Annotated in this window: 11 protein-coding genes; 7 read left to right on the forward strand and 4 right to left on the reverse strand. The window is 36.8% G+C overall.

All coding sequences use genetic code 11. The features are described from left to right. Nucleotides 1-209 precede the first annotated feature (209 nt). Both AC4MRQ_RS03450 and AC4MRQ_RS03455 read right to left on the reverse strand, forming a co-directional pair. Nucleotides 210-2,021 (reverse strand): RagB/SusD family nutrient uptake outer membrane protein, encoded by a 1,812-nt coding sequence (locus AC4MRQ_RS03450; protein ID WP_491196247.1) that lies wholly within the window; start codon nucleotides 2,019-2,021, stop codon nucleotides 210-212. A 38-nt stretch (nucleotides 2,022-2,059) separates the two neighbouring features. Next, the gene (locus AC4MRQ_RS03455) at nucleotides 2,060-5,284 is read right to left on the reverse strand and encodes a SusC/RagA family TonB-linked outer membrane protein (RefSeq protein WP_491196248.1); all 3,225 of its coding nucleotides are present in this window, start codon (nucleotides 5,282-5,284) and stop codon (nucleotides 2,060-2,062) included. 246 nt (nucleotides 5,285-5,530) lie between these two features. Between AC4MRQ_RS03455 and AC4MRQ_RS03460 the strand changes: the two genes are divergently transcribed. Then, a complete protein-coding gene (locus AC4MRQ_RS03460) occupies nucleotides 5,531-6,121 on the forward strand; it encodes a TetR family transcriptional regulator (RefSeq protein WP_491196249.1) in 591 nt (196 codons plus the stop codon). Nucleotides 6,122-6,135: 14 nt separating this feature from the next. Here AC4MRQ_RS03460 and AC4MRQ_RS03465 read toward each other — a convergent pair whose 3' ends face one another. Beyond that, nucleotides 6,136-6,387, reverse strand: coding sequence for a CBU_0592 family membrane protein (locus tag AC4MRQ_RS03465; RefSeq protein ID WP_491196284.1), 252 nt, complete (start codon nucleotides 6,385-6,387; stop codon nucleotides 6,136-6,138). Nucleotides 6,388-6,937: 550 nt separating this feature from the next. On the opposite strand from AC4MRQ_RS03465, the gene AC4MRQ_RS03470 reads away from it, so the two are divergent. Beyond that, nucleotides 6,938-7,822, forward strand: a complete 885-nt coding sequence (locus AC4MRQ_RS03470) for a M90 family metallopeptidase (RefSeq protein ID WP_491196250.1) — start codon at nucleotides 6,938-6,940, stop codon at nucleotides 7,820-7,822. A 147-nt stretch (nucleotides 7,823-7,969) separates the two neighbouring features. On the opposite strand, the gene AC4MRQ_RS03475 is transcribed toward AC4MRQ_RS03470, so the two are convergent. Further along, complete coding sequence (locus tag AC4MRQ_RS03475; protein WP_491196251.1) at nucleotides 7,970-8,710, reverse strand: DUF6261 family protein; 741 nt, start codon at nucleotides 8,708-8,710, stop codon at nucleotides 7,970-7,972. A gap of 943 nt (nucleotides 8,711-9,653) precedes the next feature. Here AC4MRQ_RS03475 and AC4MRQ_RS03480 point away from each other — a divergent pair. The 5 genes from AC4MRQ_RS03480 to AC4MRQ_RS03500 all read left to right on the forward strand — a co-directional run bounded on the left by AC4MRQ_RS03480 (nucleotide 9,654) and on the right by AC4MRQ_RS03500 (nucleotide 13,060). Beyond that, nucleotides 9,654-10,502, forward strand: coding sequence for a hypothetical protein (locus AC4MRQ_RS03480; protein ID WP_491196252.1), 849 nt, complete (start codon nucleotides 9,654-9,656; stop codon nucleotides 10,500-10,502). Beyond that, on the forward strand, nucleotides 10,492-11,013 hold the full coding sequence (locus tag AC4MRQ_RS03485; RefSeq protein ID WP_491196253.1) for a hypothetical protein: 522 nt from the start codon (nucleotides 10,492-10,494) through the stop codon (nucleotides 11,011-11,013). The genes AC4MRQ_RS03480 and AC4MRQ_RS03485 overlap by 11 nt, the downstream gene beginning before the upstream one ends. A 105-nt stretch (nucleotides 11,014-11,118) precedes the next feature. After that, nucleotides 11,119-11,541 carry a hypothetical protein gene (locus AC4MRQ_RS03490; protein ID WP_491196254.1) on the forward strand — a complete coding sequence of 141 codons (423 nt, stop codon included), beginning with the start codon at nucleotides 11,119-11,121 and terminating at the stop codon, nucleotides 11,539-11,541. Nucleotides 11,542-11,757: 216 nt separating this feature from the next. Next, complete coding sequence (locus tag AC4MRQ_RS03495) at nucleotides 11,758-12,303, forward strand: hypothetical protein (protein WP_491196255.1); 546 nt, start codon at nucleotides 11,758-11,760, stop codon at nucleotides 12,301-12,303. A 193-nt stretch (nucleotides 12,304-12,496) separates the two neighbouring features. After that, a complete protein-coding gene (locus tag AC4MRQ_RS03500) occupies nucleotides 12,497-13,060 on the forward strand; it encodes a GNAT family N-acetyltransferase (RefSeq protein ID WP_491196256.1) in 564 nt (187 codons plus the stop codon). Nucleotides 13,061-13,222 lie beyond the last annotated feature (162 nt).

The raw sequence follows: 13,222 nt of genomic DNA on the forward strand, positions 1-13,222 counted from the left end.
TATTGATTCAAAAGCACTTTATATGTTTGAATATGTCTACATATATTTAGAAACTGTTTAAGTTTTATCCTTTGGCTTATTTTGGCGACTTAAGCCCTCATACTGCTGCAAAAAATCTTTAAATAGCGATGCTATTCTCATCATTTTTGTCTTGTCTGAGAACTTAATTCATCCAAATTAACTCACAAAAACAAAATTTAAACAGTTTCTTAGTCCCAACCAAATACCTGCTTCAGATTTGGATTTACAGTTACATGTGTCTGCGGAATCGGACGGTAATAATACTTGGGTTCGATAAATTCACCACGATCTTTAACCGAACTTACTGTGCCCTGGTTATCTCCATTAAGGTAAAAAGAAGCATCACTATCCTGCGGACCAACTCGATAATATATTAATGCTTCACCCAGCTCATTGACTTCCTTGTCTTCAGCAGCAGGAACGGTTTCACTTAAATCCAGTAATACAATGTCCTCAATTCCATCTCCTGTTATATCATGCTTACCCAAGCCTGAGAAATAAGGTCCTTCAGGCTCTTTCTCCAGTAATTTACCTGCATTCCAGCGCATAATATCGTCATAACGATAGCCTTCAAGTGCCAGTTCGATACGTCGCTCTCGACGAATCTCCAGAATTTCCTTCTTCTGTGAACCATTAACCATTGGATAGCGGGCCTCCTGCAATGGATCAAGCTCAGGATTCATCATCAGGTGAGGCATAGTTGCCCTGCTGCGTAATAAGTTAACAGTGTTGTTAAGGTCCTCTTGCGTCAGTTCTCCCAGCTCAGCTCTGGCTTCCGCATAGATCAACAGTATTTCAGCAAAACGCAATACAGGGAAGTCTACTCCACGGGCTACTGTTGCATCCTTGTCGTTAATAAAACCCTTTATTTGGTGATAGCCCGTGAAATTTTTCTGCAACTGTTGCTTATAAATACCACCGCCCTGCGAATAGGTTGTGGTATTAATCAGCTCCCACCCTGGATAGGCAAATGTCTGATAAAGGCGTGGGTCACGGTCCTCAAATTCTTCAATAATGTTTTTTGTCTCATATCCTGCCTGTGCAGTATAAAAGGATCCATCTGTCATCAGGTAAGCTTGTAATAAATCCTTTGCAGGGCTAACCTCGTAATTACCAAACATAAACTCCCACCAGCCACTGTTTTTTACCTCATCTATATTGGTGTTTGCGAAAATAATCTCTGAATTACCATGCAAATCCTCGCTCACAAACAAACCATAATAATCAGATGCCGGGTTACCCGTGTTGTGAATTGCAAATTGCTTGCTATCCATTATCTCTTTGGCTGCATCCCTGGCTATTTGCAGATACTTATTGGCAGACGATTGCATATTCAGTTCTGCATGATACTTTCGAAAAGTTCCTTCGTGGAGGGCATGACGGGCTTTATAGGCCAATACAATCCATTTATTAACAGCTCCATAAGGTTGATCTTCGTGTACATTTGATGATGCAAAATCATAATCTTCAAAAATCCTGTCTACAACAAATTCTCTTGGATCACTTGCCTTGAATAAAGCCTCATCATCTGAAGTACCAATTACAAGATCATACCATGGAACATTAGAATAGCGCTTTACCTTATTCACATAAAAGCGTGCTCTGAAATAGCGAGCTATACCTTCATAATGAGCTAAAAGATCATCCGAAAGATCAGCTTTTTTATAATTTGCCAGGAATAAATTGATGTTTCTTAACTGCTCCCAATCCCAACCACTTGAAATAGTTGCCGATGTTGGGTTAGCACTAAGCATGATGTTTTTCACTTCCGTACTACCGGTGTTAGATGCATTATCGGTGGTCATATACCCGTCATTGGCATAGCTCCAAACACCTGGAAAACTATACAGGTTATAAAGGTACATTTTAAGATCATCTTCTGTATTAAAGAAATTTTCGGCACCAATGGATGTTTCCGGTAAATGCTCCATATACTCATCATTACACGCCCCCAGCGTTAGTAATAATGCGATTCCTAAAAATGAATATATCTTGTTCATACGTTTATTTTATTAATCAAAAATGGTTGAAATGCGAACTAGAAGTTCATGTTAATACCAACTGAGTATTGTCTTTGGAAAGGATAAGCATACCCGTTGGTGCTTGATGTAATGGCTTCAGGATCAAAAAACTGCTTCAGTTCAGACCACTCAGCAATATTTTCACCGCTGACATAGATGCGCAGACGGTCGATATTTAATTTGTCGGTCAGTGATTTTGGCAAGGTATATCCTATCGTCAGGTTTTTAAAACGCAGGTATGAGCCATCAAGCATGTATTTTGTTTGTGGTATGTCCAGTCCTTTATCCTCACGGTTGTCGGCCAGCCAGGCCTGAAAATGTGGATATTTAGCATCCAGGTTGGCATCTGCAAGTCCGGCGTCGATGTATGATTGTGAGTGTTTTGAACGTTCTATTTCGCTATCTGCCTCAGCACGATAGAAATCAAACAAGTGCGTATACCCTCCTGCATAAGGTTGTTGATAGAAGCCCCAATACAGGTAATGCTCAGGATAGAAATCTCTCCTACCCACCCCCTGGAAGAATGCTCTTACATCAAATCCTTTCCACTGAAGATCAACATTAAAACTAAATCGGTAGCGGGGTGTAGAATTACCAATAATTTTTAGATCCTTAGGGTCATCTACCGTAAGACCTTTCTCAATTATATTATTTCCATCCTGATCAACATATTTTGGCCATCCCGGAACAATAGATAAAGCTCCCCATGGAATAATCTGCGTTTGGTCAAGTGCATCTATCTCTTCTTGCGATGTAAAAAAACCATCACTGTGTAATCCCCAAATCTCGCCCAGCTCCTGACCTACATAATACTGATTGAGGTTTTTATTAGGATTATCGAAACTTGTAATCCACGAACGACTGTCTGACACTACAAAGCGTGTATTAAACCTGAACTGATCTCCTGCCAGCTTAAAATTGTCCTTATAAGAAAGTGATAACTCCCAACCTTTCGTTTCCATATCAGCAGCATTTTCCATTGGTTCTGACGCACCCAACACATCCGGCAAATCTCTTCCCAATGTTAACATACCAAGGGTATTTCGTTGAAAAATATCGAACCCGGCATAAATGCGGTTATCAAACAATCCTAAATCAACACCGAAGTTGGTTGTTTCAACTTTTTCCCAGGTATAGTTATCAGATACCAATTGGGGTGGTGATACTTTCTGTGGCAACTCTCCTTCTACAACGTAACCTGCCAAAGATGGAGTCATATTTGGAATATAGCCAAAATCGGAAACCAATTGGTTACCCAGTGAACCATAAGACCCTCTGAGCTTTAAGGCACTAATAGCTCCCAACGAAGACATAAACCCTTCTTTATCGATTCGCCATGCAGCAGAAGCTGATGGAAAGAAACCAAACCTGTCATCTTTCGGGAAACGGGATGATCCGTCGTAACGACCGTTAAACTCAACGATGTACCGATCTGCAAAAATGTAATTCAAGCGGTAGAAGGCACCCCTGATAGCCCATGAGGTAATGTACTCATCTACATAGTCTTCGCCAGTAGCCAGCGCGATGGTTGGCAGTGACGATGAAATAACACCTTCACGCTCTGCCTTAAACCATTCGGAGCGATAGTCTTCCTGGTTAAAACCAACCAACATAGTAAGGTGGTGTTTGTTAAAAGTTTTATCAAACGTAGCGTAGATATTAAAGGCATTAAAATAATTGAAAGTAGCTCTTCTGAATGCCTTGTTGGTACCGACTTCCCGAATATCATCCGGTCCGTAGCCAATCTTATATTTCGAGTAATGCCATCTGTAATTCTCTGTACCTTTTCTAAAGGTATAGTCAGTGTTAATACGGAAGGCATTATTGAAGAAGTTTAACTCACCATTGAAGGTTGACTGGAAATTCTCATATTTATTATCTTCTTCGCCCCCTTCGGTTAACTTAGCAGCAATATGTCCAACTGTTGAGTTGGCCCACGATCCATCCGGGTTAACATCCCATGAAGTTGGCGCAATATTATACAGATCCCATACAGACAGGTACGATGGATTAACCCTGTTGGTAGTAGTATAGTCAGTGTTGTTACCCAACTTTAACCACTTATATGGTTGAAAATTAACTTTACTTCTGAAGTTATATCGCTCGTTGTAGTCATCAGCAATTTTCAGAGCTCCGTTCTCGCGTACATATGAACCTGACAAATAATAGTTAACGTTTTCTGACCTTCCTGCTATTGCCACATTGTGTTTATGTGATATGGTGTAGTCATCAAGGAAATAGTTGGTCCAGTCGCGGTTACCCATGTATTCCCAGCTCGATGGATCATTGGGATTAATCCTGACCCCAGATGATGCAGATGGATTATCAGACCTTTCTTTAGCCCAAGCGTAGGTTTCATCGCTGTAGTTCATATTATCCCAGGGTGTATTATCTGTAGATAATTCCTGTAGTCTGAGGTAGATATACGGATCAGTCACCTTATCGGGTAAGATTGAAGGTTTTGACCATGATACATTATTGTTGTAACTGATATTAATACCATCTTCTTTACCTGTTTTGGTGGTGACCAACAGAACACCAAAAGCTGCTCTGGCTCCGTAAATAGCGGCAGAAGCTGCATCTTTTAACACCGAGATTGACTCAACATCTTCAGGATTTAAGCGGTTTAATGCTTCAGCACTGGCCGGAACTCCATCAATCATGATCAAAGGATCACCGCCGTTTATTGAGGTCATACCACGGATATTGATCTTAGGCGTTTGCCCTGGTTCTCCACTGGCAAAATCAATGTTAAGGTTAGGCATAACTCCTTGTAAACCTTGCGAGATATTGGAGATGGGACGACTCTCCAATTGTTCAGAATCGATTGCATCAACAGCACCCGAAAGATTGACTTTCTTTTGAGTACCATAACCTACTACAACAACCTCTGTTACGTCAGTAGTGGCATCCTGCATGGTAACATTGATCACCTGCTGATTTCCTACCTCTACTTCCTGGATGTTCATACCAATAAAGGAGAAGACCAACACAGCATCGTCTGCATTAATTTTGATGGCATATTCGCCTTCAAAGCCAGTGGCTGTTCCTGTTGATGTACCTTTTACCACAACCGTTACACCCGGCAGAGGTAATCCGTCATCAGCTCCAATAACAACACCGCTTACCGTGCGCTCCTGCGCTTTAGAGGTAAATCCGGCAACAATCATCATTGATAATAACCCAATGATGCGTAAGTGGTGCATCAGGTTATTAACTTTTGTGAATGGTAACTTTTTCATTCGATTTGAGTTTTCAAGATTAATTTCACCGGCAAAGTTGATTCACTACAATTTAAATTGTATGAACGTTCAATTAATTTAAGATTACCAATGTGTGAAATTGATTGTACACCTATTCAATTTAATTTAACATTCTAAAGCACTGAATTATTGGGTTTATTATATACATTTGTAACTTTGTTTGCCTGATAAACAGGGCTAATAATAATTACATAATCTGGATCATTTACCAGTAATGCAGACCCAATGGGAAGAAAAAGCCTAAAAGAAACACGACAAAAGGAAATATTAAAAGCATTCTATTCAATTGCTAAAAAAGAAGGACTCGAAAACACATCGATAGCCAAAGTTGCCAAGCATATGGATATTAATCCAAGCTTAATCATTCATTACTTTTCGACCAAGGAAGATCTTTTAATCAGCCTGAATGACTATATCCTTGAAAAGTATTTAGCTTTGTACTCCAGTAACGCCGGGTCTATTGAAAGCAAGGAAGATTTGATGGAGATTATTGATAAGCTGTTTTCGCGAAAATGGAATCGCTTATTTGATGACAGTGTTTTTTATAGCTTTTATGCCCAAACTTACCAGTCGTCGCGATTGAAGGAGAAATTTAAAAATCTGCACGATACACTTCACCTGAAGTTTGAAGAAGCACTGTTACAAGCTAACACTAAGGGTATAATAGCAGTTGATAACATTAAGGTAACAGCTCTGCAGATATTCTCTTTAATTGATGGTGCCTATTACTACCTTGGATTGGTAAGTGACAAAAACGAATATGAGGAAAAGGTGGCTGTATATAAACAGTTGGTTATGGAGAAACTAAACCTGTAATTGCGGCTGTATTGTTAACTGGATTTTCGGATAATTCGTGTGTTATTGATCACTGAATAAACCCCAATCAAGGCCCATAAGGCATTCACAAAGAAATTAGGGACATCTTTGGTAAAGACTGCGTAAACTACCAGGCACACACCGCCTAATATATTCAGTACATGAAACGTGGTACCATCTGACTTCAGGTAATCGATGCTCAATAAAAAATAGCCAAGAATATAAAACAGCGCACCTGCCCAGCCTATTAGCACAAAATAATCCATCACTTGTATCCTTTTTGGCGGCAAGATATATTCAATGTGTCATTCAATTGACAAGGGAATAATAAATTAATATTAAGAAGCTATTTTGCCTGAATAGGGATTGTTTCTTGATAAGCATTCAGTACTCGTCGTCCGACTAATAAGCATCTAACAGTTAGTCGGGCGCCGAGTAATATTAAGGATCGAATCTTTATAACCATATTGCCAATAAAGATTCGATCCTTAGTAACAAACTGATATAATACCTGTTTGTTGAACGATGAGTGATACATTATCCAAATCAATTTGGGATTTGAGTTTTACAACTTGTATCGTAAAATATTAGCGGGTCACAAAGAGGTGAAAACCGGAAGGTTGACAATTAGTTTTTGCTCTGTCTATGGAGTATCTAAAAAAATTAAATACAACAAGGCAGTATAAACCTGCAATAATATATAGCGGTAATTCCTATTTTTTCTATACTTTCGTTTATCCTGGGATTCAAAATATCTAGAATCTGTAAGGGTAATAGAATGCACACATCAACAGTTTATAGAACAAACTCAACACTATGGATTATATTATCTACGCAATCATCATTATCGTTCTTGGCTATTTACTTCTACGAAAGTCGCGCAAACAAAAGGCTGATTGGAAATCACCCAAAGAACCTTTTCCTCCACAATGGAGAACGATCTTAGTAAAGGAAGTGACCTACTACAATTCGCTTTCCGATGATGAAAAACAGAGGTTTGAATATAAGATCCATGAGTTTTTATTGAATTGTAAAGTAACAGGTGTTAAAACAGAAGTCGATAATCTTGATAGGGTATTGGTTGCATCAAGTGCAATCATACCTATTTTTCATTTTGACGAATGGAAATACACCAATATTAACGAAGTGTTGCTCTACCCTAGCATGTTTAATGAGCAATTTGAAACCCAGGGTGAGGATCGAAAAATATTAGGAATGGTGGGCAGCGGTGCAATGGAGGGTAAAATGATACTATCCAGAAAGGCGCTCCGCCATGGATTTAAAAATGTATCGGATAAAAAGAATACGGCGATTCATGAATTTGTACACCTGATCGACAAATCGGATGGCACCATCGATGGTATTCCGTCGCTATTATTAGATAAGCAATATACCATTCCGTGGATTGACCTTATCAACCAAAAGATCGACGAGATATATAAGGAGAAATCTGATATAAATCCTTATGGAGGAACGAACCGGGCCGAGTTTTTCTCCGTTATCAGCGAGTACTTTTTTGAGCGTCCAAAACTATTAAAGGATAAGCACCCTGAGCTATACGCTCTGCTTGAAAAAGTTTTTAAACAAGACATGTCATCCAGAACTTTGAGTACGAATAGTGTAAGCATTGGCCGTAATAGCAAATGTCCGTGTAATAGCGGTAAAAAGTATAAAGCTTGTTGTGGAAAAAAAGGGAGGTAGATTTAAGTAGTAAGACGCAAGACACAAGATACAAGATTGATCTCAAGGAGCTTAAAACACTGTTATAGGAAACATCAGTTAAAAATTAACTAATTAAAAAGGGTGTCAACACGGCACCCTTCTTCTTACTTTTATCAGCTTTAATGATTAATTATTACTAACCTCTATTTCTTCTTCATTCTTACGTCGTAACCTCACTAACTCATTGGCCTCATCAATAACGATATCCAGCTTGGTATATAAAGCAGTATATGGCTCCGGATTAACCTGCATCATACCGTTTAAGTACATCACCAATTTATTATTGATCACATTGACCAACTCCTTCTTAATCTCAGTTGCACTCCCTGCCAGTTTGCCTTCACCTACTGCATCGAGATATGCTTTTTGAGCCACAACAAATTGTGCCAGTTCCGATTCCAACTTACCGAGTAAGTCTTGTGCACCTGGCATTGCTTCCAAATGAGTCGCCATTGCCGGTAGTTTCATATCCTTGATTAAGGACTCTATCTCAATTGTTTCAGCCGCATAATTCAGCCTTGTTAATTCTAACCCGTATTTATTTAACACTTTTAAAACTTCCTCTGCTGCACTCTTTATGGCCGCATCAAGGTGGTGGGCATAACCTCGTATCAGATAAACAAATGCGCGATAAGTATCGTCACGCAAACCATCCAGGATCTCTAACTCGGAAGCTAACTTACCCGGTTGAATGGCTGTTACCAGGCGATCTTTTAACTGTACGATCTCATTTTTAACCGATTGCAAAATCGTATCTTCGGCAGGTGCTGCATCCAGCTCCAGCAGGGTTCTGCCTGCAACATTGGCAGCATCTCTATTGCGGATACTGCGAATCATTTTACTAATAATTTTAATTAATTTACTCATAATAGTGTGTTTAATGGTTCGCTGATAAAAGCTTCTATAATTATATTTTGTTACTAACTGAGATTAAAATCTATGTTCGTACTGATAAAACGCCCCCGAAAGTGAAACTGGTCGTGTTCATACTGACAAAGCGTCCGCGGGAATGAAATAAAGAATGTTGGCACGTACAAAGCTTCCCTCGAAAAGGAAATGGACAATGTTCATACTGACAAAACTTCCGCGGGAATGAAACTGGTTTTGTTCGTACTGACAAAACCTCTCTAATTAATGAAACCAGCTTTATTTGTACTGACAAAGCTTCCCGCAATAAAAAGTGCGTTTTGTTCGTACTGACACACCTAACTAATAAGAAAATACCCCATAAGAATTGACTTAAACAGGAAGAGCAAACAGATTATTTAGCAGATTAATGGTGCGGAAACTGTAATAAGAGGCAATGTTTTATTGGACTTACGGGATTATTTTTAGATGGAAAGTTAGCTTGTTGAATCTTGTGTAGTTTGGTCATAATAAAGAGTTTTTAAGAGTTCGTGAACGACAAGATAAAAATTATTAGTTAAACAACAAGCTCGCCATGTTAAATATTTTGATTTTTATTGGTTAAACTGTATTTAAATCCACTTAACGGCAATTTTTATCATTATGATGATGTGCTATTAATCAAAAATTATAATTTAGCAGTCACTAATCAGAATTAAGCTGCCCTGCCAGGTCAGGCGAAAGTGAAGTTGGGGTGGTACAGCACAGAAAGATTATTTAGAAATAAGAATCATTTACAATGACTAAATGCTTATTAAATGTGGCGATTTTAATAAGATAACATCATTCATTCCTTTATACATGCCTTACTGGTATGTATAGAGGAACAAAGCCAATGATAAAGAAAAATTAACAGGAACACTCCACTTATTTGGGAGTTGGCAACAATATATAAAAACGTATAATGAAATTCTTTGCTATTAGATATTTTGTAGTGAAATCATCCTTAACGTTATTTCCTTTAGAACAAGGTATGCAACCAAAGGACTTATTTACTTTCCCAATTATCACTTCAAAAGAAACTAACTATTATAATCGTACTTATACAACAAGACTTTTAAATAGTAATCCAGACGACAGGTTTCTTATTGGATATTTACTTAAAAGTATTGATGTTCATTTAATAAAGCTTGATGACAAGCTTTTTAATGAAGAAGACATTAAGAATTGGGAAAAGTTATTCTTCATTATAGATACGGAAAAGCAAGTAATAGTTCTAGAGCACCAGTCTCAGGTAGCAACAGAAGATAACGTAAGGAATGTATTATATCAATTGACTGACGAAATCTCCAGTTCAAATGGATATGAAATAAAACTAGATTTTCTTGTTGATAAATTTGCATTCTGGGATTTAATAAACCAATCAACAGGAATTTACCAGATTGCTTTTGAATTGAATGCTCCCAATTTATTTGGTGGAAGTAAGAAAGCTAATGAATGGCTTGCAGACCTTAAACAAAAGCATAATATGACTAAGGTCGCTGTTGATTTCAGAAATGATAATGCTGAACTTAATTATCAGGCAGAAGAATTGGAGTCCTATAGGGACTATGCAGATTCTGGAGGCGGCAATTGGACACTTGGTATTATGAAAGATGGGCGCAAGAAACGTTTCAAAAGTGAACAGCATCTAAGGAAGGAAGAAATTGAATTGAATGCTGATGACCCAAATTATTTAAAAGAAAATTTAGAAGCTATAGTTGAACGGCTGCAAATAGTAATTAATAAATTAGATGATTTCAATGAAGAATAAAATTTACACCATACTGGTCATTGTTATTTGTTCTGTATTAATAAGTTTATTAATAAATCAGAATGAGTTAAGTGCTTTATTGGAAAAAATGATTTTCAATGCAGTTGCAGTACTTGTTGGACTTTCAATTGCTGTTATCGGAATTTTTTTAAGTTCAATTAATTCAATGTATATGTCTATTTATAGACTGACTAAAACGAAGGATAATCATTCATTTAGTGATGAAGAAATACAAGAAATTAAGGATGGGCTTTCTGATCTTGTAGATGAGTTAAAAGAAAATGCCTTGTTTTCTCTTTATACATTCATTACTGTTTTAGTTCTCTTTTTCTTAAAAGAAATTGATATACCGTATATTAAATGGTTTATAGAAATTAAAGTTTTATCTAAAGTATTTATGCTAAACTCATTGATACTAATAGGTAACTTTTTGATTTTCTACGCAATTATTGATTCGACAAAAGTAGTTTTCAGAATTACTAAAGCATTTGAGTTAATGAAGAGTGAATAAAATACTGTTGCCTACAATGGCTCATAAAGAATAGGCTTGCTGCAGGTGCAACACAGGCACACTGCGCATAGCCTTGTCGTTAACCACTATTAAAATAACTTAGCTTTGGACAAAGAAGAATTACAAAAAATCATTACTAAACTTGAATCTGAAAATTTAGAAAAGGACGCATACTTTGGAATATTTATGTATGGAGGTGATTCGGATGAAAGCTATATTAAAGCAAACAAACAAGGATTAGAGTTATTTGCAGCAAACTTATTAAAAGCATCAAATGAAGTAAATGAATTACTAAGCAGCAATGAGGAGGAAGTTTATGACTTAGATTTTGATTGGATTGATGAAAATAGCGAGACTATTATCCAATATATTGAACCAACTTTGGAGTCTGGACCCACAAACAATTCAGAAACATATCAGGAGACCTGGAAAGACAAAATACAAAAAATGGGATGTATTGCTGTACTGGTTTTAGTTTTAGCATCCATTATAATTGGACTTGCTACTATTATTAAATGGATTATTTGAAAGAAATAAAATAACAGTGGCTAATAAAGCATTGAAGATCCACAGCAATTTGGAAAGTTTCTGCAAAAGCCACCACCAAAGGTTGATTTAGCTTTTGAAAAGCAAAAGATAAATACAAATACAACATTTGGCTCTACTCAATATGGAGAATGTACTTGGTTTAATTCCCTTACACTTCATTAGGCAGCAGCCGTTGGGCCCAAAAAGTCACAAAATATGAGAATACTAATTTTATTATTTGTAGTACTAATATCAACAAGTTGCGGCTTGACCAGGTTAGCTCCATCCGAATCGGTTCAAAAGCTTGGCGAAGATCCATATATGGAAGTTGATGGTATTCCCATTCAAAAGAAGGACCTAAATAAATATAATCCAGAAAAAATAGCAGTTGTAAATACACTTTATAGTAAAGAAGCAAAAAAAAGATTTGGACAAAAAGCCAAAGATGGAGCCGTTCTTATTTTTACTAAAGAATTTGCAATTGAAAAATATGAGAATCTTTTCCGAAAAGTCTCTGAAGAATATAGTTCTATGAGAAAGGGTATGGATCCAAATCAAATTCAATATATCCTCAATAACAGAGTGTTAAAAGCAAATTATGAAGGTGATTTGGCAGTACTTTCAAAAAAACAAATACGCTCAATCAGAATTATTAATAAGAATGAACTGATCGAAACGTTTCAAATCAGAGGAAAAAGTGTTGGTGTTATCATTGAAGCAAAGAGGCCAAAGAATGTCTACAATTCAAAAGAAAAATATTAAAACGCTACACAACAAACCATTATATAGCAGCCTTGGCTTTGGCGGGATTTGGGAGTTTAGCTCCCGCGCGAGCAAAAGCACATACTAAAAAAGCGAAAATACCACACACCAATCGGGCCACTTTATATGGCCAAGCTGTCAGCGTTTATGCAACGGGACGCAATATTTTACGAGAAAAACAATCAAAGAAAAAATGATGAATAGCCAAAATTTACTTGATATAGAAACAGAAAGGTTAATACTATCAGAGGTCACAATAAATGACTTAGAAAAAATTCACCAACTACATTTGATGCCAGAAGTCGATGAATTTAATACATTGGGAATTCCTAAAACAATCAATGACACGAAAAAAATCCTAAAACCATTGATTGAAGCTCAAAATAAAGTTCCGAGAGGTTCATATACGTGGAAAATTGCGATAAAAGAGACAAAAGAATTTATTGGAGTAGCCGGATTTTCTTTATCAAATGACAAGTTTAAACTTGGAGAAATTTATTACAAATTAAATCCAAAATATTGGGGAAACGGTTATGCAACTGAACTTGCAAAAAGATTAGTTCTTTTAGGATTTGAAAATTTCAATTTGCATAAAATAGAGGCTGGAGTCGCAACTAAAAATGTAAAATCGATAAGAGTTTTAGAAAAGCTTGGCATGACAAGAGAAGGGTTACGACGAAAAATATTGCCGATTAGAGGAGAGTGGATAGACAATTATCACTATGCCATTGTTGAAGATGATAAACGAGACTATTAAACATGTATACATCAATTTTTACCCTATTAACTTCGTTTCTTATTTTTATCAGGTATTACAAGGGATTTTTTAAACTGTTTAAATGATTCAAAGTCTAGGTTTATATTCAGACGGATATTTATGAACTTTACAACAGTTAAAGCATAAGTTATTAATACTCCT

It is taken from the genome of Carboxylicivirga sp. (assembly GCF_982718395.1).

Excerpts from the sequence above, each read along its gene's own strand:
- AC4MRQ_RS03450 (WP_491196247.1), bottom strand. The coding sequence starts at position 2,021 with ATGAACAAGATATATTCATTTTTAGGAATCGCATTATTACTAACGCTG.
- AC4MRQ_RS03455 (WP_491196248.1), bottom strand. The coding sequence starts at position 5,284 with ATGAAAAAGTTACCATTCACAAAAGTTAATAACCTGATGCACCACTTA.
- AC4MRQ_RS03460 (WP_491196249.1), top strand. The coding sequence starts at position 5,531 with ATGGGAAGAAAAAGCCTAAAAGAAACACGACAAAAGGAAATATTAAAA.
- AC4MRQ_RS03465 (WP_491196284.1), bottom strand. The coding sequence starts at position 6,387 with ATGGATTATTTTGTGCTAATAGGCTGGGCAGGTGCGCTGTTTTATATT.
- AC4MRQ_RS03470 (WP_491196250.1), top strand. The coding sequence starts at position 6,938 with ATGGATTATATTATCTACGCAATCATCATTATCGTTCTTGGCTATTTA.
- AC4MRQ_RS03475 (WP_491196251.1), bottom strand. The coding sequence starts at position 8,710 with ATGAGTAAATTAATTAAAATTATTAGTAAAATGATTCGCAGTATCCGC.
- AC4MRQ_RS03480 (WP_491196252.1), top strand. The coding sequence starts at position 9,654 with ATGAAATTCTTTGCTATTAGATATTTTGTAGTGAAATCATCCTTAACG.
- AC4MRQ_RS03485 (WP_491196253.1), top strand. The coding sequence starts at position 10,492 with ATGAAGAATAAAATTTACACCATACTGGTCATTGTTATTTGTTCTGTA.
- AC4MRQ_RS03495 (WP_491196255.1), top strand. The coding sequence starts at position 11,758 with ATGAGAATACTAATTTTATTATTTGTAGTACTAATATCAACAAGTTGC.
- AC4MRQ_RS03500 (WP_491196256.1), top strand. The coding sequence starts at position 12,497 with ATGATGAATAGCCAAAATTTACTTGATATAGAAACAGAAAGGTTAATA.